The sequence below is a fragment of the Psychrobacillus sp. MER TA 171 genome (assembly GCF_023713305.1).
Classification (GTDB): domain Bacteria; phylum Bacillota; class Bacilli; order Bacillales_A; family Planococcaceae; genus Psychrobacillus.
Genome location: NZ_JAMAWN010000009.1, coordinates 75,012 through 98,903 on the forward strand (window position 1 = coordinate 75,012; position 23,892 = coordinate 98,903).

At 36.6% G+C, this 23,892-nt stretch carries 29 protein-coding genes and 1 pseudogene; 6 read left to right on the top strand and 24 right to left on the bottom strand.

Features of this window, described 5'->3' with window-relative positions; genetic code table 11:
• Nucleotides 1-35 precede the first annotated feature (35 nt).
• A pseudogene (locus M3627_RS10375) lies at nt 36-208 on the top strand (transposase); the annotation flags it as partial.
• Nucleotides 209-384: 176 nt separating this feature from the next.
• The gene (locus tag M3627_RS21060; RefSeq protein WP_169358309.1) at nt 385-462 is read left to right on the top strand and encodes a tyrosine-type recombinase/integrase; all 78 of its coding nucleotides are present in this window, start codon (nt 385-387) and stop codon (nt 460-462) included.
• A gap of 436 nt (nt 463-898) precedes the next feature.
• On the opposite strand, the gene lepA is transcribed toward M3627_RS21060, so the two are convergent.
• The 3 genes from lepA to gpr all read right to left on the bottom strand — a co-directional run bounded on the left by lepA (nt 899) and on the right by gpr (nt 4,709).
• Nucleotides 899-2,728 carry a translation elongation factor 4 gene (lepA, locus tag M3627_RS10380; protein ID WP_251555590.1) on the bottom strand — a complete coding sequence of 610 codons (1,830 nt, stop codon included), beginning with the start codon at nt 2,726-2,728 and terminating at the stop codon, nt 899-901.
• Between the two features lie 61 nt (nt 2,729-2,789).
• Complete coding sequence (gene spoIIP, locus M3627_RS10385) at nt 2,790-3,644, bottom strand: stage II sporulation protein P (protein ID WP_251555591.1); 855 nt, start codon at nt 3,642-3,644, stop codon at nt 2,790-2,792.
• A 54-nt stretch (nt 3,645-3,698) separates the two neighbouring features.
• Nucleotides 3,699-4,709, bottom strand: coding sequence for a GPR endopeptidase (gene gpr / locus M3627_RS10390; protein WP_251555592.1), 1,011 nt, complete (start codon nt 4,707-4,709; stop codon nt 3,699-3,701).
• Between the two features lie 159 nt (nt 4,710-4,868).
• On the opposite strand from gpr, the gene rpsT reads away from it, so the two are divergent.
• A complete protein-coding gene (gene rpsT, locus M3627_RS10395) occupies nt 4,869-5,117 on the top strand; it encodes a 30S ribosomal protein S20 (RefSeq protein WP_169358047.1) in 249 nt (82 codons plus the stop codon).
• 169 nt (nt 5,118-5,286) lie between these two features.
• Here the strand turns inward: rpsT and holA are convergent, their stop codons facing one another.
• Nucleotides 5,287-6,291 carry a DNA polymerase III subunit delta gene (holA, locus tag M3627_RS10400; protein ID WP_251555593.1) on the bottom strand — a complete coding sequence of 335 codons (1,005 nt, stop codon included), beginning with the start codon at nt 6,289-6,291 and terminating at the stop codon, nt 5,287-5,289.
• 154 nt (nt 6,292-6,445) lie between these two features.
• On the opposite strand from holA, the gene M3627_RS10405 reads away from it, so the two are divergent.
• Nucleotides 6,446-6,580, top strand: a complete 135-nt coding sequence (locus M3627_RS10405) for a YqzM family protein (protein ID WP_169358045.1) — start codon at nt 6,446-6,448, stop codon at nt 6,578-6,580.
• Nucleotides 6,581-6,630: 50 nt separating this feature from the next.
• On the opposite strand, the gene M3627_RS10410 is transcribed toward M3627_RS10405, so the two are convergent.
• From M3627_RS10410 to M3627_RS10465, 12 genes are all read right to left on the bottom strand, one after another.
• Complete coding sequence (locus M3627_RS10410) at nt 6,631-8,883, bottom strand: DNA internalization-related competence protein ComEC/Rec2 (protein WP_251555594.1); 2,253 nt, start codon at nt 8,881-8,883, stop codon at nt 6,631-6,633.
• Nucleotides 8,884-8,894: 11 nt separating this feature from the next.
• Nucleotides 8,895-9,476, bottom strand: a complete 582-nt coding sequence (locus tag M3627_RS10415) for a ComE operon protein 2 (protein WP_169358043.1) — start codon at nt 9,474-9,476, stop codon at nt 8,895-8,897.
• Between the two features lie 68 nt (nt 9,477-9,544).
• Nucleotides 9,545-10,165, bottom strand: a complete 621-nt coding sequence (locus M3627_RS10420) for a helix-hairpin-helix domain-containing protein (protein ID WP_169358042.1) — start codon at nt 10,163-10,165, stop codon at nt 9,545-9,547.
• 79 nt (nt 10,166-10,244) lie between these two features.
• Nucleotides 10,245-10,985 carry a class I SAM-dependent DNA methyltransferase gene (locus M3627_RS10425; RefSeq protein WP_251555595.1) on the bottom strand — a complete coding sequence of 247 codons (741 nt, stop codon included), beginning with the start codon at nt 10,983-10,985 and terminating at the stop codon, nt 10,245-10,247.
• Nucleotides 10,985-11,338 carry a ribosome silencing factor gene (rsfS, locus tag M3627_RS10430; protein ID WP_169358040.1) on the bottom strand — a complete coding sequence of 118 codons (354 nt, stop codon included), beginning with the start codon at nt 11,336-11,338 and terminating at the stop codon, nt 10,985-10,987. The genes M3627_RS10425 and rsfS overlap by 1 nt, the downstream gene beginning before the upstream one ends.
• A complete protein-coding gene (gene yqeK, locus M3627_RS10435) occupies nt 11,335-11,910 on the bottom strand; it encodes a bis(5'-nucleosyl)-tetraphosphatase (symmetrical) YqeK (protein ID WP_251555596.1) in 576 nt (191 codons plus the stop codon). Before yqeK ends, rsfS begins: the two co-directional genes overlap by 4 nt.
• Nucleotides 11,900-12,472, bottom strand: a complete 573-nt coding sequence (locus M3627_RS10440; RefSeq protein WP_169358038.1) for a nicotinate-nucleotide adenylyltransferase — start codon at nt 12,470-12,472, stop codon at nt 11,900-11,902. Before M3627_RS10440 ends, yqeK begins: the two co-directional genes overlap by 11 nt.
• Nucleotides 12,469-12,774 (bottom strand): ribosome assembly RNA-binding protein YhbY, encoded by a 306-nt coding sequence (gene yhbY / locus M3627_RS10445; protein WP_169358037.1) that lies wholly within the window; start codon nt 12,772-12,774, stop codon nt 12,469-12,471. Before yhbY ends, M3627_RS10440 begins: the two co-directional genes overlap by 4 nt.
• Before the next feature lie 2 nt (nt 12,775-12,776).
• Nucleotides 12,777-13,592 carry a shikimate dehydrogenase gene (aroE, locus tag M3627_RS10450; protein WP_169358036.1) on the bottom strand — a complete coding sequence of 272 codons (816 nt, stop codon included), beginning with the start codon at nt 13,590-13,592 and terminating at the stop codon, nt 12,777-12,779.
• A 12-nt stretch (nt 13,593-13,604) separates the two neighbouring features.
• The gene (yqeH, locus tag M3627_RS10455) at nt 13,605-14,708 is read right to left on the bottom strand and encodes a ribosome biogenesis GTPase YqeH (RefSeq protein ID WP_169358035.1); all 1,104 of its coding nucleotides are present in this window, start codon (nt 14,706-14,708) and stop codon (nt 13,605-13,607) included.
• Nucleotides 14,705-15,226 (bottom strand): YqeG family HAD IIIA-type phosphatase, encoded by a 522-nt coding sequence (locus tag M3627_RS10460; RefSeq protein ID WP_169358034.1) that lies wholly within the window; start codon nt 15,224-15,226, stop codon nt 14,705-14,707. Before M3627_RS10460 ends, yqeH begins: the two co-directional genes overlap by 4 nt.
• 37 nt (nt 15,227-15,263) lie before the next feature.
• Nucleotides 15,264-16,046, bottom strand: a complete 783-nt coding sequence (locus M3627_RS10465) for a phosphatidylserine decarboxylase (RefSeq protein ID WP_169358033.1) — start codon at nt 16,044-16,046, stop codon at nt 15,264-15,266.
• A gap of 90 nt (nt 16,047-16,136) precedes the next feature.
• Between M3627_RS10465 and pssA the strand changes: the two genes are divergently transcribed.
• Together pssA and sigK are read left to right on the top strand one after the other, a co-directional pair.
• Entirely contained in the window at nt 16,137-16,676 is a 540-nt protein-coding gene (pssA, locus tag M3627_RS10470) for a CDP-diacylglycerol--serine O-phosphatidyltransferase (protein ID WP_169358032.1), read from the top strand.
• 115 nt (nt 16,677-16,791) lie between these two features.
• Nucleotides 16,792-17,529, top strand: coding sequence for an RNA polymerase sporulation sigma factor SigK (sigK, locus tag M3627_RS10475; protein WP_169358308.1), 738 nt, complete (start codon nt 16,792-16,794; stop codon nt 17,527-17,529).
• Here the strand turns inward: sigK and M3627_RS20830 are convergent.
• The 8 genes from M3627_RS20830 to M3627_RS10510 all read right to left on the bottom strand — a co-directional run bounded on the left by M3627_RS20830 (nt 17,526) and on the right by M3627_RS10510 (nt 23,771).
• Entirely contained in the window at nt 17,526-17,654 is a 129-nt protein-coding gene (locus tag M3627_RS20830) for a hypothetical protein (RefSeq protein WP_285841691.1), read from the bottom strand. The two genes, sigK and M3627_RS20830, sit on opposite strands and share 4 nt — an antisense overlap.
• 62 nt (nt 17,655-17,716) lie before the next feature.
• The gene (gene mtnN / locus M3627_RS10480; RefSeq protein WP_169358031.1) at nt 17,717-18,409 is read right to left on the bottom strand and encodes a 5'-methylthioadenosine/S-adenosylhomocysteine nucleosidase; all 693 of its coding nucleotides are present in this window, start codon (nt 18,407-18,409) and stop codon (nt 17,717-17,719) included.
• 84 nt (nt 18,410-18,493) lie between these two features.
• Nucleotides 18,494-19,165: a YrrS family protein gene (locus M3627_RS10485; RefSeq protein WP_251555597.1), complete on the bottom strand. Its 672-nt coding sequence runs from the start codon at nt 19,163-19,165 to the stop codon at nt 18,494-18,496.
• Between the two features lie 484 nt (nt 19,166-19,649).
• Nucleotides 19,650-20,123, bottom strand: coding sequence for a transcription elongation factor GreA (gene greA / locus M3627_RS10490; protein WP_251555598.1), 474 nt, complete (start codon nt 20,121-20,123; stop codon nt 19,650-19,652).
• Nucleotides 20,124-20,235: 112 nt separating this feature from the next.
• On the bottom strand, nt 20,236-20,874 hold the full coding sequence (gene udk, locus M3627_RS10495; RefSeq protein ID WP_251555599.1) for a uridine kinase: 639 nt from the start codon (nt 20,872-20,874) through the stop codon (nt 20,236-20,238).
• Nucleotides 20,874-22,148 carry a peptidase U32 family protein gene (locus M3627_RS10500; RefSeq protein ID WP_251555619.1) on the bottom strand — a complete coding sequence of 425 codons (1,275 nt, stop codon included), beginning with the start codon at nt 22,146-22,148 and terminating at the stop codon, nt 20,874-20,876. Before M3627_RS10500 ends, udk begins: the two co-directional genes overlap by 1 nt.
• Before the next feature lie 55 nt (nt 22,149-22,203).
• Nucleotides 22,204-23,133, bottom strand: a complete 930-nt coding sequence (locus M3627_RS10505; protein ID WP_251555600.1) for a peptidase U32 family protein — start codon at nt 23,131-23,133, stop codon at nt 22,204-22,206.
• Nucleotides 23,134-23,138: 5 nt separating this feature from the next.
• On the bottom strand, nt 23,139-23,771 hold the full coding sequence (locus M3627_RS10510) for an O-methyltransferase (RefSeq protein ID WP_251555601.1): 633 nt from the start codon (nt 23,769-23,771) through the stop codon (nt 23,139-23,141).
• Nucleotides 23,772-23,892 lie beyond the last annotated feature (121 nt).

The following is a 23,892-nucleotide window of genomic DNA, read 5'->3' on the forward strand; positions in this document are numbered from 1 at the left end:
ACGGGGCCTCCTATAAAATGAATGAGGTGATGGATATGATGACGAAAAATCAAACCAATGAACGCGAACAATTAGAAATCTTGACTATTGAACAGTTGGTACCACAAGACCCTTTCGTAAGTTAGATGCGGCAATTGATTTTTCCATTATCTATCCATTGGTTGAAAACCTTTATTCGACAATAGGGAGACCTAGTATCGACCTGGTGGGACGCCCAGTCGTTGTTGCCACTGATGCAGCCTACAAGATATTTTTAGATGGTCTAACACATGTCATAAGTTGTCTCTAGGTTATTTTTAAAGCTCGTCAAATTTCAATCTATTATGCCAAATAGTATGAAAGATAATCTATCTGAAATGACCGCACAGGATTATGGTTTAATCAATATGTAATGGTGAACTTACATACGAGAATTATAAAGGGATCATCAACAAGCACATTAATCCTACTTTTGTAAAGTAGATGTTGAAAGCTTTAAAGCCTGATATTCTTCAAAATTTTTCAATGGTATAAAAGAGTGAAGGTTTTGCAAGTAAGACCCGTATTATTTCCACACGTCATTAAATAACTCAATAATACACGCTGGATATCCTAATAAGCTAATATACGAAAACCCTGTGCAATATGTCAGAACTCCGGGTTATAAACGAAAAAAACCACAGAGAGCGATTTAAAGATGCTCTCCATGGAATTAATAATGAGAATAACAATTTACTTTACGATAACAACTCTTTTTACATTCCATTTCACATTGGACTGGATATAGAAATGCGTAAGCGAAGTATGCGATTGAAATGGGGATTGAAATAACTTGCCACCCAAACCTAATTTCGGTGGCAGGAGGGTGGCAAATGCTAGTTATTCAAAATCACTAATATACGTTAAACCTTGGTATTACTTATTTATTCGGCTCATCCATCTTAAGGACTGCCATAAACGCTTCTTGAGGTACTTCTACAGAACCTACTTGTTTCATACGTTTTTTACCTTCTTTTTGCTTTTCAAGAAGTTTACGTTTACGTGAGATATCTCCCCCGTAACATTTAGCTAAAACGTTTTTACCCATAGATTTAATCGTAGATCGTGCAATAATTTTTTGTCCGACTGCCGCTTGAATTGGTACCTCAAACTGCTGTCTCGGAATTAGTGCCTTCAGCTTCTCAACAATCAGCTTCCCGCGCTCGTATGCAAAATCTCTGTGCACGATAAAGCTTAAAGCATCTACTTTTTCCCCGTTCAACAAAATATCCATTTTTTGTAGTTTAGATTCCTTGTAACCGATAAGTTCGTAGTCAAAGGAAGCATAACCTTTAGTGCTGGATTTTAATGAATCAAAGAAATCATAGACTATCTCGGATAGTGGAATTTCATAGATAATATTTACACGAGCAGAAGATAAATAATCCATTGTGATGAAGTTACCACGCTTACGTTGGCAAAGCTCCATAACAGATCCTACATAATCCTCTGGAACCATAATAGAGGCTTTAACATAAGGCTCCTCTATTGCGTCTACCTTTTGAACGTCTGGCATCATAGAAGGATTATCAACCTTTAAAGTTTCTCCACTAGTCAGCTTTACATTATAGATAACACTTGGTGCTGTCGTAATAAGATCAATTTTAAATTCACGTTCGATACGTTCTTGAATGATCTCCATATGGAGCAATCCAAGGAAGCCACAGCGATATCCAAAACCTAGCGCTTGGGAAGATTCTGGTTCAAACTCTAGTGCAGAGTCATTTAGCTGTAGTTTTTCTAATGCATCTCGAAGATCATTATATTTAGAGTTATCAATTGGGTACAATCCACAGAACACCATCGGATTCATCTTACGGTAACCCGCTAATGCGACTTGTGCTGGATTATTCGCCAAAGTAATAGTATCCCCGACACTCGAGTCTCCAACATCCTTCATAGAGGCTGTTAAGAAACCAACATCTCCGACAGTCAACTCATCACGTTGAGTAGTTCTAGGTGTGAAGACCCCTGTTTCTACTACATCAAATTCTTTGGCCGAGGACATCATTTTAATGCGATCTCCGGGTTTTACAGTTCCTTGCATAATTCGAATATAAACAATTACACCACGGTATGGATCAAATAATGAGTCAAAAATCAATGCTTCTAAAGGTGCTTCTGGATCACCAGTTGGCGCAGGGACTTTTTCCACGATTTGCTCTAAAATTTCTTCTATACCAATACCAGCTTTTGCTGAGGCATGAACAGCTTCTGAAGCATCTAAACCAATTACTTCTTCCACTTCTTTTTTTACACGTTCTGGATCAGCTGCAGGTAAATCAATTTTATTGATAACTGGTAAAATCTCTAAATCGTTATCTAATGCAAGATAAACGTTAGCTAACGTTTGTGCTTCAATTCCTTGTGCAGCATCTACAACTAAAATAGCACCTTCACAGGCTGCTAAGCTTCTAGACACCTCATAAGTAAAATCGACATGTCCAGGGGTATCGATCAAATGGAAAATATATTCTTCTCCATCCTGTGCCAAATACTTTAGCTGAACTGCATTTAATTTAATTGTAATTCCACGTTCTCTTTCAAGATCCATAGAGTCTAACAATTGGTCTTTCATTTCTCTAGATGTTAACGTCTTTGTTTTTTCTAAAATACGGTCAGCAAGCGTTGACTTCCCATGATCTATATGGGCGATTATAGAAAAGTTTCGTATCTTTTTCTGTCGTGCCAGTCTCTCTTCATTATTCATGCTTGTTCACTCCTAATTAAACTATTATGAATTATAGCAGTGAACAAGCGATACATCAATGTTAGGATGCATTTTGTTGATCAAAAACATTTGAAACTGCTTTCGCTAAGATTGCAATTGTCCTATTTAGTTCGACTTCTGTACTGTCAATGCCACCTAATTCAATAAGTATGGTGTTTTTATTTAGGTCTTGATTATAGACTCCATCTACACCTTTTCCAGTTTTCAAGAGAACGCCTCTTGAGATACCTGGGACTATTGTATTCATTTGTTCCGATAGTTTATTAGCTAGTTGCTCATTCCATTTATAATTTGCATGCTCGCCACCTACAACAAGCATGATTTTTGCATAGCTCTCTTCTCCAACTTTTAACGTAGTCACTTTTGCTTTTGCAGAGTCTCGGTGAATGTCTAGTACAATATCATAGTTGTTTTGAGATAAGGCTTTCTGGACTAAAGGTCTAACCGAGTGATAATCTTTTGTGCCATGTGGATTATCGCTTGTTAGAAAATCAGTTTCTACATTATGAAATGCAAACTGAGCAGTAATTTGCTCTTGAAAATTAGTAATATTTTTTTCTGGATGATAGATTTCAATTTTTTCTCCGCTGGCAGCTAAAATTGGTTTAAAAGCTTCTTGCCAATGGGTAAAGTACACGAAAGCTTTTCGTGGCGGCTGCAAAATCTCTGCTACCGGATCGGCCTCAGCTTCCGTTTCGGTTTCGGTTTCGGTCTCAGTTACCGGCGGTGTTTCAATTTGTGCCGCATAAACAACCGGGATATCCTCTTTTTTCTTTTCTACTGCTTTTTCCGTTGTCATGTCCATGCTAAGAGGTGTTTGGACTGTTGCGATAATAATAGGCGCCAAAAATAAGAGCAATAAAATACTAGTTAGCTTCTTTAACGTATTAGTCATAGGTTCCACTCTCCTCACACAATCGTATGAGAAGAGAAGAATTTTTAGAACGACCTATTTACTTACAAGCCAGGTTTCAATCCCCGTAGAAAGCATATACGCGTACTGTTCCACCCATAAATCTGTTTCCTTTGGCGTAACAAATAAGGATGGATTTTTTCCAACAAATACTTCCTCAAATAATTTTCTTTTTTCATCCGTCGACCAGCCAACCCATTCACCAAATATTGGCTCAAGGACTTTTTTATCTATATTCGTTTTATTAGAAACCATAGGAGTAACGGCTAAGGCTGAAGATGGTTTTCCTTTTTCCTCTACGCGTGCCGCCACATGATGAATAACCTGTTCAATCGCATCTGCATATAAAACTGGCCCATCCACCACCATAGGTACCCCAATCGCTGTGACAGGAACGTTATATACTTCTTTAGAAATTTCCTTACGCTGGTTCCCCACTCCTGATCCTGGGTGAATCCCCGTATTCGTGATTTGGATCGTCTTACATAAACGCTCGCTATTTCTAGCTGCTAAAGCATCCATCACTATAATTAAATCCGGTTGAAACGCTTCACTAATAGCACTTACAAAGTCGCTTGTTTCAAAGCCTGTCTGGCCAGTAACACCTGGTGCATACATGACTACCTTTATTCGTTCATTATTAGTCAAAGATGAATTTTGAAGATACTCGATTGCTTTTGGACCAATTGCATCCGGGGTAATGGTTGCATTTCCAAGACCAATGATTAATATTTTGGATTGGTCTGTAAGTGTAATCTCTTTATGCATATCCCGGAGATGGTCAATAAAGGTCCTAGCAATATTCTCAAAACTTTTTTCATCATCTGGACTTAAGGTCAGATCCGTCAAGGTAATATATTTCCCTTGTTTTTTACCTATCTGTTTCTCCCCTTCTGCATCCACTTCTATCGATGTAACCAATACAGCGCCATTACGAGATTCCTCAAATTTTATACCCTTGGATTTATCCAATGTTTCTTTTTGACTTTCCGAACGGTGCTTTACCATTTCATCGGATTCATCGATTAAGTCTGTTCTTCCCCACATAATAATCACCTCCAAAATAGTTTGTTCAAAGTGTCAAGTAAATATTCTTTGCATTTATATATTGCAATTTGTTTTTTCGTTTGTTAAAATAATGCTTGTTGTATAAATTCAGTTACCAACAAAATGTATCATCTCAGACCTTACTAGGAGGTGAAAGGTATGCCAAACATTAAATCTGCAATCAAACGTGTTAAGAAAAATGAGACTTTAAACACTCAAAATGCAAAGGCAAAATCAGCTATGCGTACTGCTGTCAAAAAAGCTGACACTGCTGCACTTAATAACGATGAAAACGCAAAAGAACTTATTAAAACTGCGATTCAACAAGTTGAAAAAGCAGCTTCTAAAGGTTTAATTCATAAAAACGCAGCTTCTCGTAAGAAAGCTCAATTAATGAAAAAAGCGTAAATAAAAAAGACTGTTCCGATGTCAAACTCGGTCAGTCTTTATTTTTTTTCATTAAATCATATTTTCTAAGAAGTTTCAGAAATAGAAAAAAGAGCTTGGAGAACTATTTCCAAGCTCTCTATTCTTATACTACCCGTTAAACTCATAAGAATCTTTCAATCCAATGCCATTATTTCAATAAAAATAGTTCAAGAATACGGTCTCTATTTGTATTCAATGACTTTAACTGCAAATCTACTGTAGCCAAGTCATTCAATGTATTTAAGAGCTTTTCCTCTTGATGTAACAAAGGATTGTCAAATAGCAATTTAACTCTGTAAGGGTGCACTTTTAATTGAGACGCGATTTGTTGCGCATGATAGCCTTTTTTCTTAAGATGACTCACCTGAATCATTAATCGCACTTGAGAAGCGATCAAGGCATTTAACTTCAAAGGATCTTCCTTACGCTTAAGTAAATCATGATAAATCGCCATTGCCTCACTTTTTCGTCCAGATAAATACGCGTTGCCTAAAGTGAAAACGTCCTCCTCTAGCGTTCTGACAAGTAAAGATTTGACGGTATCTGCATCAATCTCATTCTCTTCTCCGATATATGTCGAAATTTTAGCTATTTCTGTTCTTAGTTGAACTAAATTTGTTCCCCCACTTTCAATTAGTCGTTCAATAGCTTCATCTGTAATCGTTTTTCCTTCATTTGAAACTTCATGCAACACCCAGCTTTTTAAATCATGAATTTGTAGACCAGCAGCTTCAATCACATTTGCTGTTTGCTTTATAGCTTTAGTTATCTTTTTGCGTTCATCCAGCTTTTCATAAGGTGCTACAAACACAACAATGGCAGTAGAAGAAGGATCTTTAAGCCAATTTTCTAGTAGAGCAGTATCGTGAACAATTTTTTCTTTGCCTTTTTCCGAGGCTTTTAAGAAAAATGCATTTTTGGCGATTATTAACTTTTTCTCAGAGAAAAAAGGAAGTGTGTCTGCCTCGTAAATGACATGTTCAATATTTTTTTCCTCTAAATCGAAGTAAATGACTTCTGCTTCTCCATCTTCTTCGAGTTTATTCTTTAATTTTTTTATTGTTTCTTCGATAAAATATGCTTCCGTGCCATATAATAAATAGACGTTTGATATTTTACCGTTAGAGATTTGCATCCATTTTTCTGAAATCATTTTGAATCTCCTTGCTCATCATTAGTATATTTATTATAACGCAATTGAAGTGAAAACTTTGTGACATTATGTATTTATAGCGAAAAAGAAAAGTTTGTGTGTAGATTTTTTTTTCGCTATCCTATATAATTATGTGGAAATAGGAGGGGTAACAATGAATGAATTTGAGCAAAATGTACAGTCGAAGCGTAATGACGCGATCGATTCTGGCGTAGGCTTTGTAGTCTCCTTTGGATTTTTTACAATTATGTTTGTAATTGCAGTAGTTATTGAGTTTCTTGCTCGATAATACATGAGAAGGGTTTTGTCTAATTTATAGACAAGACCCTTTTCTCTATTCTAATGTGGAAAAATAGTTACTTCCCCTTTTTTCGTTATTATAACCTCAATAGACCCATCCTTCCCTGTTTGAAAATAGGGTATGTCCAATTTGTTAAGACGCTCTACAACTTCAGGGTGCGGATGCCCATAACGGTTATTCAACCCGGCCGATACTATGGCAAATTTAGGATTAGCTTTCTCCAAAAAAAGCTGCGTACTAGAAGTTTTACTTCCATGGTGGCCCAGCTTAAGTATGGTTTGTCCCTCAATCTGCTTGGAATACTCTGTAGCTAACACTCGCTCTCCATTGCTCTCCAAATCTCCTATAAACAACCCCTTGAAATATGCATTTTTCATAGACAGCACTAAAGAATCATCATTTCCTTCATAGTTTACATCCTTTGGATATAAATAAATAAGCTGATAATAGGACGACTCAATCACTTCTCCCGCCCCTTTCTCAAAAACTGAGATTCTTTGCTTATTAATTTCTTCTCTTAAGTCTTTCATAGCATCTTCCTCATAAGAACCTGGAGTAATATGTACTTCCTCAACTTTTATCTCTTGAAGAATTTCCTCTGCTCCCTCCATATGGTCTGCATCTGCGTGAGATAAAATCATCACGTCAATTTTACTGAAACCTCTCCCTTTTAAAAAAGGGACTACGACTTGTCTACCAACCTCATACACATTTTCGCTTTCCATCCATTCTTCCTGATCAAATCTTAATAAACCACCAGCATCAATTAAAATAACCTTCTCCCTTTTCGGCATTTCGATAAGAATAGAGTCCCCTTGACCTACGTTTAAATAAGTTATTCTAGTTTTAGTATCAAAATAGGGAGATAAATGGAGTATAACGATTGGTACAAAAAGAATGCAGAGTGATAGAAACACTTTAGATTTGTTCTCTACTAAAATGAAAAAAGTAAAAATACTTATATAAGCAGTCACGACTAACCATAGCTCAGGCTGTCCAGGATTCCACATTTGAAATGGCAATGCACCTAAAAAAATGATGAAGTCATCTAGCCAAATTCGTAGTGGCTCATAGATTCGAAAAATAATATTGCTGATTACGGGAGAAAGAAATGTCAATGGGAGCACAAAAATATTAATTGGTAGTATAACAAATGAAAATAGAGGAACAAACAAAAGGTTGGCTAAAAAAGAAGAAAGAGAAATCTCATAAAATTGATAGATTAAGAGAGGGTATACCATCAGCTGACAAATAGCTGTAATAAGAAAGGACTGAACTAAAGGATTGTTGCTTAATCTTAACAAGCTTGAGGAAAATATTAGTGAAAATGCAGCTAAGTAGGATAATTGGAAGCCTGTTTGATAAACAACCCAAGGAGAGGAAAACAAAAATAAAATGAAACTTAAAGAAAATGCATCTGATATGATTAACTTATTATTTATAAGACTACTGATCAACAAAATTTCTGTTACAGATACAGCTCTCCATACCGAGGGAGCTCCTCCTGCAATAAATCCGTATAACGGTAATGCTAAAATTAGAAGCCAATTTGCGGTTTCTCTTCTAACGCCTAGACGCACCATTACTTCATAGAGCAACATCACTACTAATGCCACATGTAAACCAGAGATTGCAAATAAGTGAGTGATACCTAGGGTCAGATATGCATCCTGAAGATCTAGAGGCATACTTTCTCTGCTACCTATTAGTAAAGCTTCTGCTTCGGCTTGGAGGCTTGCTGGAAAAGTAAGTTGGATATGCTGCTTTAGTTTGAAGCGTTGTTTAGCCATATAAGTTCTAAATCCCGTCTTCAAAGTTAACATTTTATATTCTTCAACGGCTATTTGACCAATAGCCCCATGACTCTTTATATACTTTTCTATGTCAAAAGCATATTTATGAGAAGTTGGTCTTTCTATAGCTTTTTCCACCTTAACTTGTAACTCCAAACCAGTTAAAGAGTTATTAGAAAAGTAGTCTTTATCGTCTTCGTTTAATATTTTTAGCTGAACATACCACTTTTGGTTTGTATCTGAAGTAGCAAAGCCTCTTATAAATCTCCCATTAATACGATAGTTATCCGTCCAAGTAATTGTTTTTACGTCCTTATGTTCGACCTTTTCTGGATTTATATGATCTACATAAAAAAAAGTAAAGAAGCCTAAAGAAATAATAGTAATAGTTAACATTATCGAAATTTGCCTATAAATAAACCAACAGAATAATAGCACGAATAAGATTAGCAGCCTTGTCGTTTCAAATGCTGCTAGAGTAGCAAGTAAAATGGACAAGGCTACATATATTACATTACCTTGGATTCCTCCAAACCGAATAATTCTGCCACCTTCCTCTCATAAGGCAGAAGTTCCTCCTCACTTGCTCCCTTGTCCCTTAGCTTCGTTATAAGCTCCATATAAAGGGTTACCTTCTCGTCACTAAGGAAATCAATCTTACGCTCGTCAAAGGGCACGTGAATGGTCTCTACGCCTGCTTTGTTCAGTAATTCTATTGCATAGGAATTATTTTTATAGTCTTGCGCATAGTACAATCTTGCAATACCAGCTTGAATGATTGATTTCGTACAAGGTAAGCATGGGAAATGGGTCACATATAAGTCTGCTCCACCGACTGTAATACCATATTTTGCACATTGTAAAAGTGCATTCATCTCAGCGTGCACCGTTCTAACACAATGGTTATCAACTACATAACATCCATCATCGATACAATGCTCCCCACCCGATATGGACCCATTATATCCTCCAGCCATGATTCTTCTATCTCTTACAATGGTAGCTCCAACTGCTAAACGCGTACATGTGCTTCTTAGTGCTAATAAGTGGCTTTGTGCCATGAAAAATTGATCCCATGTAATTCTCTCCATATTAAATACCCCCTAAATAATACTTCTTTTAGTTTAAATCTTTCATGGATAAACTTCAATCAAGCCTATTATTTAACAGTGATATAAGTTTCAAGCTTTTCAAAAGTCTTTTGACCGATTCCAGTAACCTCCATTAAATCCTGAACAGATTTAAAACCACCATTTTCCTCTCTATAAGAAATAATGGCTTCAGCTTTTGCCGGACCTATTCCTGGTAAAGAGGTCAAGCCTTGTATATCTGCTTTATTAATGTTGATCAGCTGATCTTTTGATGAACTGGTAGCGGAATTAGCAGGGGTTACAACCTCTTCACCAACTAAAGGGACATAAATTATCATCTCATCTTCTACTTTTTGAGCATGATTAATTGTTTTACTATCACCTTCAGGCAAATACCCACCCGCTAGTTCTATAGCAGTTAACACCCGATCACCATTTTCGAGTTCATAGACTCCTGGATTTTGGACAGCTCCTTTAACTTCTATAAATATGGAGTTATCTTCTTCAATGTTTATTGTTTCTACAGTTTCTTGTAAGTTTGTATCGTCTAAAAGGGAGGGTTGTATTGGTTCAGCCGAGGGGACAGCTGAAAAAAATTGCTTTTGAAGAAATAGAAACACTAGGAGAGTTAATACTCCAATAGGGAGTATCAGCTTTTTAAGCTTACTAGATTTAATCTTGGGGATCATGCATCAGCCTCTTTTCTTAAAGAGGTAAATGATATGGAGATGTACAAAATATACCAAATTTACCTCTTCTTGAAAAGAGTTATTTCACTGCACGTATAAAATATCTTTCAATTTCATCGGTGGGCTGTTCGTCAAAAATATTTGTTTCCGTATAAACTTGCGAAAATCCTACACGCTCTAAAAGTTTTATATAAACTTCAAGAGGAAAACTTCTTTGATAATGGGATTCCTCAAATCTTTCGTAATAGCCTGATGCAGCATCACGGACGAAGAAAGTAATATCGTGGTAAATAGAATGTTCTTCTTCTCCTTGCTCCGTGTTCCATATATAAGCTACCCGCTCATCTTCATATGTAAATGGTCCATCAGGAAAGATATGATTCATTTTATATTCCGAGTGAATGTCAAAGAATAACTGACCTTCTTCATTCAATGCAGAATAGACCTGTAGAAAGGTTTGTTCTACCTCTTCTAAAGTTTCCAGATAGTTTAATGAATCTATCGCTATCACTGCAACGTCTAAATCGGAAACTCCATCGATATCGGTCATAGACTGGCACAAAAACGTTATATCTGTATTTTGCTCGGTGCTTCTACTTTGGGCAACTGTCAGCATTGACTCAGATAAATCAATGCCGATTACTTCATATCCAGCTTTTGCAAAGCTGACACTTAGTACACCTGTGCCACAGCCTATGTCCATTAAACGTTTATTTTTAAAAATAGGTGCTTTAGCCAGCACCCATTCTGCATATTTATCATATGGTATATCTGACATCAACGAATCGTAGATGAAGGCGAACTGGTCGTAAGTAGACATTATGCGTCATGTCCTACTTCAATCATTGGAGCATCGCCCCATAGACGTTCTAGGTTATAATAAGAGCGCTCATCTTTATGGAATACGTGTGCTACCACATCTCCCATATCAACTAATATCCAACGAGCCTCATCGAAGCCTTCCATACGTTTTACATTGAATCCAGCTTTATCTGCTTGTTCAAACAGTTCCTTTGCAATCGCTTGAACTTGACGATCTGAGTTAGCGTGACAAATTAGAAAGTAATCCGCAAGTAAAGATACGCCTTGCATATTTAAAATTACAATATCCTCCGCTCTTTTGTCGTCTGCCGCTTTATAAGCTATTTCTACTAATGATTTGTTTGAAGTCATTCTTTCACTTTTCCTCTCTTTTGTATCAAGTCATTATAACAATGAAATGAATCCGAAAAAACCGGCTGTCTTTTTTTGATCAAAAATGTCATGCTGTGCTGGACGCAACTAAGCATCCCTTCTTCTAAATCTTGATTTGCAATTTCCCTTAATACTTCTACTCCAGGGAAACTTCTACTAGGTTCAATCATATCTGCAATATAGACGATTTTTTCTAAGTTAGACATCCCTGCCCGGCCCGTCGTATGATACTGAATAGCATTAAGAATATCCGCGTCTTCAATATTAAACTCCTGCCTTGCTACATAGCTTCCCACAGGAGCATGCCATAATTCATGGTGAAAATTTAAAAGCATCGGGTCCATTTGCTCTGAGATAATTATTTCTTTCAGCCAGGACTTTTCTGCATATTTTACACTGTCATGTAATATGCCAGCAATTTCAGCTTTTTCTATATCCTCACCGTATTTAGCTGCAAGCTGTGTAGCTGTCTCGGCTACACCTCTCGTATGGATAAAACGGCGCTCTGGCATTCTGTCTTTCATTTGAAGAAGCATAGATTCAAATTTCATACAGATTCTCCTTTTGAATGTATTCTCTAACCTGAGCAGGAATTAGAAATTTTGTTGTTTCTCCATTCTTCAGTCGTTCCCGTATGACAGTAGAAGAAATATCGATTTGGGGAATATCTAAGGTAATAATAGGATATGCAGACACGATAGAGGTATTTGGTCTTGCAACACCAACCAAACGCACTAATTTTAAAAGATCGTCAATACGGTGCCATTTAGATAAATACTCTACCTGGTCTCCGCCAATAATGAAATAAAACTCGGTGTCTGCTTCTTGTTCTGTTAATAGTTGCATCGTATCAACAGTATATGAGGTTCCCCCTCGAATAAGCTCAATCGTTTCAATAGCCATATATGGCACCTGTTCAATAGCAAGCTTTAGCATTTCTAATCGCTGTTCGGAAGTAACTCTTGTATCCTTTGATTTATGTGGAGGAATAGCATTCGGCATCAGTCTTACTTCATCTAAATGAAGTGCATGATACACTTCATTTGCAATGATTAAGTGGCCAATATGTGGAGGGTTAAAAGTCCCCCCCAATATCCCTACTTTTTTTGTCATGCACGATTCACTTTTGGAAGCTCAATTCGTTTGTTGTTTTTAGACTGCTTGTACAAAACAACCGTTAAACCGATTAACTGGACAAGCTCTGCTCTAGTGCCTTTTGCAAGTGCTTCTGCCACCTCGTGCTTTTCATCCTCACAGTTTTGTAAAATACTGATCTTGATCAATTCACGTACTTCCAACGCTTCGCTAATTTGCTTAGTCATTGCATCATTAACGCCACCTTTACCTACTTGAAATATTGGTGACAAATGGTGAGCTTGACTACGTAAAAACCTTTTTTGTTTACCTGTTAACATAATTATCCTCCTAATTGCTCTGTCAATCGTTGAATCATATCATCTGTATTCGGATAACTTCCGTTCCAATATGAAAAAGCTAAGGCACCTTGATGGACAAGCATACCTAAACCGTTAATTGTTCGAACATTGTACTTTTCTGCTTCCTCTAAAAAAGGGGTAACTAAAGGATTATATACAATATCCGCAACAATTGTATACTCTTTAATACCTTTTAGTTGAATAGGAAGCTCTTTACTCTTACTTTTCATACCAAGAGGAGTTGTTTGAACAACGACATCAAACGATTGTAATTGTTCCTCTGCCTCTAGGTATGTAATTGCTTGACCAAATTGAAGCTCATCTACAAGTTTTTTTGCATTTTCTAATGTCCGATTTGCAACGGATAGATTTTTATATCCCAGCTGCTTAAAGGCAAATATAATTCCTCTAGCTGCCCCGCCTGCACCGAGCATCAATATTTTATTGGATTGGTCAGTTACTCCAAGCGAACGGATAAACCCTAATCCATCCGTATTATAGCCCACGAATTCCCCTTCATCGGTTTTGACGACTGTATTTACAGCTCCAATTTTGGCAGCTGATTCATCCAGGCGGTCCAAAAAAGGAATGATGGCTTCTTTATATGGTACCGTTACATTCCATCCACTACACCCCAGAAGCTTTAAACCTTCGATAGCGTCCTCTAGCTTCCCATCCTTCACATGAATAGGAATGTAGCTTGCATTGATATTTTGCTCCTGTAGCCAAGCATCATGCATATAAGGTGATAATGAATGGGCAATTGGATCACCTATGACTGCAAACCATTTTTTCAAACTTACTTCCCCCTAAATAAGAGATGGACGAATAGAAATCTCTACACCGGCAGGAGCATGTGCTGCTATCACAACTCCGCCTTTTTGCACGGTAATCCAACCAAGTCCTGAAAATACGATATCCGTTTTATCATCTTTTATCTTAAATTCATGTCTTACTAAAGGTGGTAATAGGTCTATAAATTTCTCAGAAGGCGGTGACAACAATTGACCGCGATGCTCTTGCCATAAAGTATCAGCATTCTCAAGCTTCGTACGATGAATTGGAATATCGTTTGCTATATGACAAGTAAAGGCAGATCGTTCGCCCTTTATAAAATCAAATCGAGAAAGTCCTCCAAGATAGAGAGTTTGCTCACTATTTAGTTGGAAAACCTTTGGCTTCACTTCTTTTTTAGGTGTGATATATTTTAGCTCCGATGGATCTAAGAAATGGGCCATTTGATGATGATTGATGATTCCTGGAGTATCATATAGAGCTTTTTTATCGTCTAAAGGTATCTCAATCATGTCTAAGGTTGTCCCAGGAAAATGAGAAGTAGTGATAACTGCTTCTACACCGGTAGCCTGTTTAATAATCCTGTTTATAAATGTAGATTTACCAACATTGGTACAGCCTACTACGTAAACATTTTCACCTTTGCGATAATGCTCTATGGCCTCCATAGCTTCTGGCATACCAGTACCTTTATGTGCACTGACAAATAGAACATCAATTGGTGATAGGCCAAGTTTTTTTGCTTCTTGCTTCATCCAATTGATTACTTTGTTTTTCTTCACTGATTTCGGCAGTAAATCTGCTTTGTTTGCTACTAATAGTATCGGATTGTTACCAACAAATCGGTGTAGGCCGGGTAGCCAGCTTCCGTTAAAATCAAAAATATCTACAATCTTCACAATTAGTCCTTTTTTTGTTCCTAAACCATTTAAGATTTTTAAGAAATCATCATCGGTTAAAGATACCGGCTGCAACTCATTGTAATTTTTTAAACGAAAACAACGCTGGCAAATAATGTCCTCTTTTTCTAACGAAGAAACAGGAGCATATCCTGGATCTCCAACTACCTCGGTTTGGATTACTGTTCCACAACCTATACATTTTGGTGCTTCTGTCACGCTTCTTCCTCCCATGTAACTTGTCCTTTTTTGTCCAAGTAACTAAAAATTCTTCTCTCCACCATACGATTGAACTTCGTCACGAAACCATCTGATTTTGCGACAGGTATCACTAGAATGGTATGGAGCTTTTGTCTATTTCCGCCAAAGACATCCGTTAATAGCTGATCACCAATAACTACAACTTCCTCTTTTTTAACGGACATTATACTAAGAGCATGACGAAAAGCCTTTCCTAAAGGCTTTTTTGCTTTATATATAAAAGGAATCCCTAATGGATCTGCAAATGACTTAACACGTAATTCATTGTTATTGGATACAATGGTTACTTGAATACCTGCTTCTTTCATATTAGTGAACCATTCTATTAGCTTAGGGGTTGCATCTGGTCGATCCCATTCAACTAATGTATTATCCAAATCTGTAATAATTGCCTTTACGCCCTTTTCCTTTAACATTTCCGGTGTTATATGAAAGACACTTCTAACAAATTCACTTGGTATAAAATTTGAATACAAAGACAAACACTCCACTTCGACACTTTTTCTTTAACGATTATAGCATATTTGCGAGTCTCTCACCCATTCGAATAAACTTTCCAGGAGTTATTTCTCTTGAAAACTCTATACTGTCTTCTTCAAATAACAAAACTACTGTTGAACCGAAAGAAAAGTAACCTACCTCTTCTCCCTTTTTCCATTCTAACTCCCTGTTAGTGAGTTCAATGGAATTCACGAACATTGCCCCCACCTTAATATGAAAACAACGCTTATCATTAGGCATCAAAAGCTCTGTTAATAGCCGATAGTTGCCACTAATTGTTTCTTTACCATAAGCTAGTCCCCATTTGTTCACTGGATAGGATTTCTTTCCTAGCACATACTGCCGAGTGACCTTCCCATCAATTGGAGAGTGGATTCGGTGATATTCCGCCGGGCTTAAATATAAAATGATAAATTTACCTTTTTCATATTCTTTACCTATTTTGTCGGAGCCGAGCATATCATATAGCGTGTATGGTTTTCCTTTTACATGAAAAATTCCATCATACGTTATATCCCCGAAAGTTTCAATAGTTGCATCTACTGGACTTATAATTCCGTTGACAGCAGGGTCTATATTTCTACTATTTTGTTTTAATGGGCGAACAAAAAAATCATGCAATGTAGAAAATTCATGGAGATGACATGGCATTTCAGAAGGATCTATATTAAAATGTTTCATATAGGCAGGTATTATTTTCTTACTGAGATTAGACTGAGCAAAGCCTTTGATTAATGATGATGACCACCTACCATTGGTTAGCTCAATCATAGATTGATATATTTTTTCTTTCATTTCTTAGTCTCCCTATAAAAATTTACTTACAATTTTTGTTTACTCGAAGTATAATGAACAAATATGTTATTTGTAAAGGAGTGATTTGCAATGTATTTACAAAATGCTATGACTCAAACAATAAAAAAACTAAAAACGCAGGCTGCTAATATGATAACAATTGGTAATTTAGCATTCGGTGGAGCAGCAATTATGGCTACAGTAAATGAATACTACACGTTTAGCGTGTTATTTATATTTATAGCAGGCTTGTTAGATCGTTTTGATGGCATGGTTGCCAGAAGATTCAACTTAGAGTCAGAGCTTGGTAAACAATTAGATTCGATGAGTGATATTATATCATTCGGAATTGCACCTGCTCTTTTAATGTACTCCTTAGTTTTACAGGAATTTAGTATTGCAGGAATGATTATTACTGTTATATATATAGCTTGTGGCGCATTTAGATTAGCCCGCTTTAATATTTCTGAGTCAAATGGATTTTTTACAGGACTACCAATTACGGTTGCCGGAGTAATTTTAACATTATCATACTTCGCTATTAATTTTGTTCCGCCAGTTACGTACATGTTTTTATTTATTATTCTTGCATTATTAATGATTAGTACTTTTACTTTAAAAAAGGTCTGATATGCTTTAAGCAATTATATATTTCTTAAAAGGCGACTGCAAATGCAGTCGTTTTTTTCATATTTTGTCGTAATTCCACATATATTGAAAGTATAACTAGATGGAGGTGAACATAATTTCCGGTCTTCTAACCGCATTTATAAACATGGTCATCGATTTGCCACTTGTGCTTGGTTATTTAAAAGGGCAGGCGTTCCATCAGCCCCTTTCTCCGGAGGAAGAACAAGTAATGATTCAACGTTTTCTAGATGGAGACCTCACAGCAAGAGATGAACTTATCGAACGTAATATGCGGCTTGTTGCACACGTAGTTAAGAAATTTCACCCGAAGCATGAGCTTTTAGATGACTATATATCAATTGGAACAATTGGGCTGATGAAAGCTGTTAATAGCTATACACCTACCAAAAAAACAAAATTAGCAACATATGCTGCTCGTTGTATCGAAAATGAAATTCTTATGTATTTGCGTTCATTAAAAAAAGTTCAAAAGGATATTTCTTTACATGAACCTATTGGAATGGATAAAGATGGACATTCTTTAGAAATCACCGATTTACTACAAGGGCTAGATAAAAGCTCGGACGAACAGCTAGTGGAAGAAGAAGATACCAATCGTTTATATAAACACCTATCCCAACTCGAGAAACGAGAGCTAGATATCATCGTTCGAAGATATGGATTATTGGGCCATGAGCCAATGACTCAAAAAGAAATTTCTAAGCAATTAAAAATTTCAAGAAGCTATGTTTCTCGTATTGAAAAGCGTGCGCTTGTTAAGCTCTATCAGTATTACATCCATGAAAAAAACTCTCTTGATGGATCAAACACCAAGAGAGCTAGAGAAAATTAATCTTCACTTGTTTCGGCAATCATTACAAATGCTAATACAGCTGTAACCAAAACAGACATAGCCATGATAAAAACCATCAGATCTCCTCCTAGACTATTGTGGAAAGCTTTTAATACTTTCATCATAGCACATATAGGAAATACTGATTACATGCATTCTATGCTATAGTTTGTCCAATTAATGACAACTAAATGTTTTCAATTACACGAAGCACTATTTGTGTGGAATGCTTAGCTGCAACTGGCAGAAACTCATCAAAGCTAATCGAGGATTCTTTTCCTGCAATATCGGAAAGAGCACGAATAACTACAAATGGTACTGAAAATTGATGACAAACCTGCGCGACGGCAGCAGCTTCCATTTCACAAGCTTTCATAGAAGGAAAATAACTGCGAACTAGTTCTACTCGTTCTGGATTATGCATAAAGGTATCACCAGTAGCAATTAAGCCTGTTGAGGCCTGATGCTCACCAATTTCATTTACCGCATCTTCTGCAAGCTTCATTAAACGCTCGTCGGATTTAAATGCAGGTGGCATTTGAGGAACCTGTCCCATCTCATATCCAAATGCAGTTACATCTACGTCATGATGTCTTACTTCATCTGAAATAACAATTGCTCCTACTTCTAGCTGAGGATCATATCCGCCAGCAGACCCTGTATTAATGACATAATCTGGTTTATACTCATTTAAAAGAATAGCAGTAGACATGGCTGCATTTACTTTGCCAATTCCACTTTTCAACAGGATTATTTCATGGCTTTTATATGTACCAGTTGTAAACTCACTATTTGCAATTTCTATAGTCTTTGCATTTTCAACCGCATTTCTTAATAATTCTACTTCTTCTTCCATTGCTCCAATTACGGCAATCTTCATTATTAAAAACCCCTCTCTAAAAGTACTTCTTTTAAAGTAAAGGAGAGCGGCACTTTAGTCAAGTACCGCTCCCACATTGTATATTTATTTTGCTGATAACAGCTTTTCTTTTTTGGTTGGCTTCCATCCTTGACCGTCGACCCATTCTAAGGATATACGATAGATTTCTTTTCCATCTTTAGAAGTAACAGTTCCTATAGACTTTTGTGGACTTCCACCATTACCTAGAAATTGGACAATCATATTAGATGGGTCTAAGTTTGCCGCGTAAGCTAATGCGTCAACCTTCTCTTCCCAATCTACTGTTTCCTTCGTATAGCTAGAGACATGTTCTCCTACTTGAGCTGTCCCTATTGGTTCCCACGAAGGGTCTACTACAACAGCCTCCACATTTGGATCATCGGATTCTTCTATAATTTCATTTGAGTCGTTAGAAGAAGAGCCTGACTCTGTGGTCGAATCATTTTCTTCATTGGCTGTTTCGTTTTGTTCGTCCTCTTCGGCTATTTCCTCAGTAGTCAATTCAACGTCTTCTGATTCCTCTTCTTCGACTTCACTACTCTCTGAAACGGATTCAGTTTCTTTTGGTTCTTGGGCAATATCTTTTTCCTCTTTATCACCTGTCACTAAATTAACAACTACAATAATGATTAACAGAAGTACTACTCCAATTAAGACATTCAGTATTGTATTAGTTTTTTTCTTGCGATTATTTTTGTTTAAACGTGAGTTAATTTTTTGATTTTGTTCTGACATACTCTTCCTCCTTTTAAAAGATAGAGAACTATAAATAATAGACGTGATAATAGAAACTAAGTTTCAAAACTTTAGGTGCTAACTAATTTAATACATATAAATGCTTTTAGCAAGTCTCATTTTTCTTCCAAATATTATATCATAGGGATAAAAAGAGAATGATACAAAATTAATATCTACGATAATAGCTTTTTTCCACTACAGCGGACGTTTTCATGAGAGCATATGAGCTCAGATATTACCTTCCCCTAGCACATGTCCTCAGGATTTTATAGCATTTCTGCCCTATCATTAATATGCATAGAAGAAAGAGTGAATCCATCCACTTATATCCTTAGGAATATCAAAAATACATTACAGTTATAAAAAGAATAAACAATATGACAAAGGTCTTAACTATTTATACTTAAATTCTTTGTAAATTTAAAATGAGGAGCAAACATATAAATGTTTACTCCTCATTTTTGAAAATATATTGTCCGTCTTAAGAAATAGAAATAATTTCTACATCCATTTCTCCGCCTGGAGTAAGGATTTTCACTTTATCTCCGGTTGTCTTTCCAAGTAAGCCTTTAGCAATAGGAGAATCGTTTGAGATAAGCCCTTCTAAAGGATCAGCTTCAGCAGATCCAACGATAGTGTAGCTTTCTTCATCTCCATCTGGAATTTCAACAAATGTCACTGTTTTACCTAAAGAGACAACATCATTATTATCTTCCTCTTCGATAATCACAGCATTTCGAATCATGGATTCAATTGTAGAGATTCTTCCTTCAACAAAAGCTTGGTCTTCCTTAGCAGAATCATACTCCGAATTCTCCGATAGATCACCGAAGCTACGAGCGATCTTAATACGTTCTACGACTTCTTTACGTTTTACAGTTTTTAATACTTCTAATTCTTCTTCTAGTTTACGTTTACCTGCTACAGTCATCGGAAATTGTTTCTCAGTTGACACTTCCATACACTCCTTTAAAATCCCTCTTTATAAACATATATTTCCTATTCATATGCTTCGAGTTAAAATGATATGAATTTAATGAAATATTTGTAAATCTTTCATCATCATATTATACAATAGCATTAGTTTCAAGAATAGTTTTTATTTTTGTAACCATTAAATCGATTGCTACCTCATTTTGACCGCCTTCAGGAATAATTACATCTGCGTATCTTTTAGTAGGCTCTATAAACTGATTATGCATCGGGCGAACGACTGTTAAATATTGTTCTACTACAGATTCTACCGTACGGCCCCTCTCATGAATATCACGTAAAATTCTTCGAATAATACGTAAATCCGAGTCTGTATCTACAAATAATTTTATATCCATGAGGTTTCTTAAACGCTCGTCCTCTAGCACTAGGATACCTTCTAAAATGATTACATCCTTTGGTTGGATCAGGACTGTTTCACTTGAACGCGTGTGTTGTGCATAATCATAAATTGGTTTTTCAATTGCTTTGTCGTTCAGCAAATCATTTACATGCTGAATAAGTAGGTCATTGTCAAAAGCAAAGGGATGATCGTAATTTGTATTCAATCTTTCTTCAAAAGCTAAATGGCTTTGGTCTTTATAATAATAATCTTGTTCAATAACTACTACAGAATGGTCTTTAAAAACTTCACTAATTGCTTGGGTAACGCTGGTCTTTCCTGAACCGGAACCACCAGTGATGCCTATGATAAGCGGAGTACGTTTAGCCATTAGTTTAACCCCTTTCTCATCATGTTGTTTGGATATAATTTAGTCGGACATGTAAATTGAACTATTTCTAAGGGATGTCTTGCTGCATCTAGAACTTTTCCCTTTTCATTTTTAAGTTCACCAATTACCAATCGAACGTTGTCGATTTCGGGTCCAAAGAATTCTACTTCATCTCCTGGCTTGAAGTAGTTTCTCTGTTGTAATGTTACTACTTGTGTTTCATCGTTATAGTCTAGAACTAGCCCAACAAAGTCGTATCCCATTTTTTTGTCATGAACGCCATACATTTGTTGTTCAACACCAGGTTCACCCTCAAAGAATGCTGTATCTGCTTCTCGGTTTGCACACTTTTCAAGCTCTTCCAACCATTCCTGCTTCATAACAAAGTTTTCTGGGTCCGCACAATAAGCATCGATGACTTTACGATATACACTAATAACTGTAGCTATATAGTGAATAGATTTCATACGACCTTCTACTTTTAGAGAATCAATTCCCATTTCAATCATTTTAGGAATAGATTCAACCAGCTTCAAATCTTTTGGACTCATAGCAAAAGGAGTATCTTCTTCTTCAAATAATGCTTTCTCTTCTCCATTAGAGCTTGCTTCGTAGAGATCGTAGTCCCATCGGCATGATTGGCAGCAACCACCGCGGTTAGAATCGCGAGCAGTCATATGATTAGAGAGTGTACATCTACCGCTATATGCTATACACATAGCTCCATGGATAAATGTCTCAATCTCTATATCCACTTTTTCTTTCATTAGCTTTATTTCTTCACCGCTTGTTTCTCGAGCTAAAACAACTCGGTGTAAGCCTTCTTCCTTCCAATATTGGACTGCTTTCCAGTTAGAAAGGGATTGTTGAGTACTTAGATGAATTTCTAGCTTAGGAGCTGCCTCCCTACAGGTTTCTATAATTAAAGGATCTGCAACTATAATTCCAGTTACTCCTGCAGCCTCTATTGACTTTAAATACTCCTCTAGCCCGTCCATATTTTCGTTATGAGCAAAGATATTAGTTGTAACATAAATTTTTGCTCCGTATCGATTGGCAAACTCGACACCCTCACGCATTTCATCAATGGAGAAATTACCTGCGTTTGAACGTAAGCCAAACTCTCTACCACCTATAAATACTGCATCTGCACCATAATGAACAGCGATTTTTAATTTTTCTAGACTACCGGCCGGAGCCAATAACTCAGGCTTTTTCGTAATGACACGTTTGCCGTCGACTAATTCACTTATTTCATCTATTTTCGTGTTTATCACATGAATTCTGTCCTTTCTGAACCGAAAATAATTTCAGCTAAGAGCTACGCAATTAGTATACTGTTTCTTTAAAATAGAATCCGGTATCCAAGGGTCTAAGTGGAGGTTGAATAGCTTCAATTTTCTTAGGTAGTTCCTTTTTAAGCTCTTTATAGGCTGAACGTGATTCATAGTACGCATCAATTGCCTGACGATAGTAGCTAGTGACTTCCGTTACATATGACGTTTCATGGAGAATACCATCAATTTTTAAGCTATCCACTCCTGCATCTAAAAACTCATCTAACTCATCAATCATACAGATATCATTTGGACTAAAAATATGGGTTCCATTTTGATCCTCGAAGATAGGATACTTATTCGATCGCTCTTTATCATGTAAAAACATATTTTTATTTTGAGAGCGGTTTTCCACTTCCATTGCTTTATCTTGAAAAAGAAAATAGTTGCCGATTAAAGATCGCTTAGACTGGAACATACACGTCATTCCGTGCACCTGTGCCTCTACTTCGACTTCTGCATTTTCCTTTATATCTATCACTTCTTCTAAGCTAAGCTCACGAGCTAAAACAGCTCTTGTAGAACCACGTTTTCCCCAATAGTTTGCTGTAAAGTAATTAGTAGCTGTTTGTTCAGTATTCCAATGAAGAGGTAGTGTAACTCCCGCCTCTCTCCTAGCAATAATTACCGCCGGGTCACCAAATACAATTGCATCTACACCAATTTCTTGTATTTTCTGCATATAAGGGCCAAGTTCTTCTACTTTGTCATTGTGAAAAATGCCGTTCATGGCAACGTAAATTTTTTTATTATGTTCTTTTACTAGCTTTGTCGCTGCTTGAATATCATCTAGTGTAAATTCTCCTGCTAGCCTTAACCCAAAATACTGTTCGCCTACTAAAAAAGCATCTGCACCCGCCTGTATAAGCTCTCGAATGTGCTCTACATTTTTAGGTGTCACTAATAATTCTGCTTTTTTCACGCTTGTCACCTCTTTATACTTACTAGCATTCCGTCTCCTACAGAAAAGAATGCTGTGTCATAGTCTGGATGCTGCATTAACCATTCCATAAACTGATGCTGGTTTCGCACCATGGTTCTTTTCCTTCTTGGAACCTCTTCTATTGGAAGCTCGGAGAGACCGTTTAACAATATATTATCACAGTAAATAACGCCCCTATCGTTTAACAAAGGTGCGTACTTTTCAAAGAATTTTTTATATTGTCCTTTTGCAGCATCAATAAAAATAGCATCAAATCTTTGATTATTCAAAGTATCCTCGTCTAACTCTAAGGCGTCTCCAATAATGACTCTGATGCGTTCCTCCAAGTTGGCTCGGTTAATATATTCCTTAGCTAACATCGCTTTTTGCTCATCACGCTCTACTGTGACTATAGAAGCTTCTAGTTTGTCGGCCATGCGCATAGAAGAATAACCGATTGCTGTTCCAAGTTCTAAAATAGAGGCTGGCTTCTGTAAAGAGAGTAACTGTAGCAATACTTCCATTCCCGACAGTTGCATAATTGGTACGTGGTTTTCTTTTGCAAAGCTCTCCATTTCAATAAAGATAGGTTCTCTTGGCTTAATTAGATTTTTCATAAAATCTTCACTGATGTTCATAGCTTAACTCCTTTTAGATGCAAGGTTATTTCGTTATGTAAACTGGAGATATCTCTGCTTCCCGAAATTCTACTCCTAAGTACAAGGATAATCAACAGACAAATATAACCTGATACGTAAA

What these genes read in the sequence shown, in the direction of transcription:
- lepA (WP_251555590.1), bottom strand. Translation starts at nt 2,728, where the DNA reads ATGAATAATGAAGAGAGACTGGCACGACAGAAAAAGATACGAAACTTT.
- spoIIP (WP_251555591.1), bottom strand. Translation starts at nt 3,644, where the DNA reads ATGACTAATACGTTAAAGAAGCTAACTAGTATTTTATTGCTCTTATTT.
- gpr (WP_251555592.1), bottom strand. Translation starts at nt 4,709, where the DNA reads ATGTGGGGAAGAACAGACTTAATCGATGAATCCGATGAAATGGTAAAG.
- rpsT (WP_169358047.1), top strand. Translation starts at nt 4,869, where the DNA reads ATGCCAAACATTAAATCTGCAATCAAACGTGTTAAGAAAAATGAGACT.
- holA (WP_251555593.1), bottom strand. Translation starts at nt 6,291, where the DNA reads ATGATTTCAGAAAAATGGATGCAAATCTCTAACGGTAAAATATCAAAC.
- M3627_RS10405 (WP_169358045.1), top strand. Translation starts at nt 6,446, where the DNA reads ATGAATGAATTTGAGCAAAATGTACAGTCGAAGCGTAATGACGCGATC.
- M3627_RS10415 (WP_169358043.1), bottom strand. Translation starts at nt 9,476, where the DNA reads ATGGAGAGAATTACATGGGATCAATTTTTCATGGCACAAAGCCACTTA.
- M3627_RS10420 (WP_169358042.1), bottom strand. Translation starts at nt 10,165, where the DNA reads ATGATCCCCAAGATTAAATCTAGTAAGCTTAAAAAGCTGATACTCCCT.
- M3627_RS10425 (WP_251555595.1), bottom strand. Translation starts at nt 10,985, where the DNA reads ATGTCTACTTACGACCAGTTCGCCTTCATCTACGATTCGTTGATGTCA.
- rsfS (WP_169358040.1), bottom strand. Translation starts at nt 11,338, where the DNA reads ATGACTTCAAACAAATCATTAGTAGAAATAGCTTATAAAGCGGCAGAC.
- yqeK (WP_251555596.1), bottom strand. Translation starts at nt 11,910, where the DNA reads ATGAAATTTGAATCTATGCTTCTTCAAATGAAAGACAGAATGCCAGAG.
- M3627_RS10440 (WP_169358038.1), bottom strand. Translation starts at nt 12,472, where the DNA reads ATGACAAAAAAAGTAGGGATATTGGGGGGGACTTTTAACCCTCCACAT.
- yhbY (WP_169358037.1), bottom strand. Translation starts at nt 12,774, where the DNA reads ATGTTAACAGGTAAACAAAAAAGGTTTTTACGTAGTCAAGCTCACCAT.
- M3627_RS10465 (WP_169358033.1), bottom strand. Translation starts at nt 16,046, where the DNA reads ATGAAAGAAAAAATATATCAATCTATGATTGAGCTAACCAATGGTAGG.
- pssA (WP_169358032.1), top strand. Translation starts at nt 16,137, where the DNA reads ATGTATTTACAAAATGCTATGACTCAAACAATAAAAAAACTAAAAACG.
- M3627_RS20830 (WP_285841691.1), bottom strand. Translation starts at nt 17,654, where the DNA reads ATGATGAAAGTATTAAAAGCTTTCCACAATAGTCTAGGAGGAGATCTG.
- mtnN (WP_169358031.1), bottom strand. Translation starts at nt 18,409, where the DNA reads ATGAAGATTGCCGTAATTGGAGCAATGGAAGAAGAAGTAGAATTATTA.
- M3627_RS10485 (WP_251555597.1), bottom strand. Translation starts at nt 19,165, where the DNA reads ATGTCAGAACAAAATCAAAAAATTAACTCACGTTTAAACAAAAATAAT.
- udk (WP_251555599.1), bottom strand. Translation starts at nt 20,874, where the DNA reads ATGGCTAAACGTACTCCGCTTATCATAGGCATCACTGGTGGTTCCGGT.
- M3627_RS10510 (WP_251555601.1), bottom strand. Translation starts at nt 23,771, where the DNA reads ATGAACATCAGTGAAGATTTTATGAAAAATCTAATTAAGCCAAGAGAA.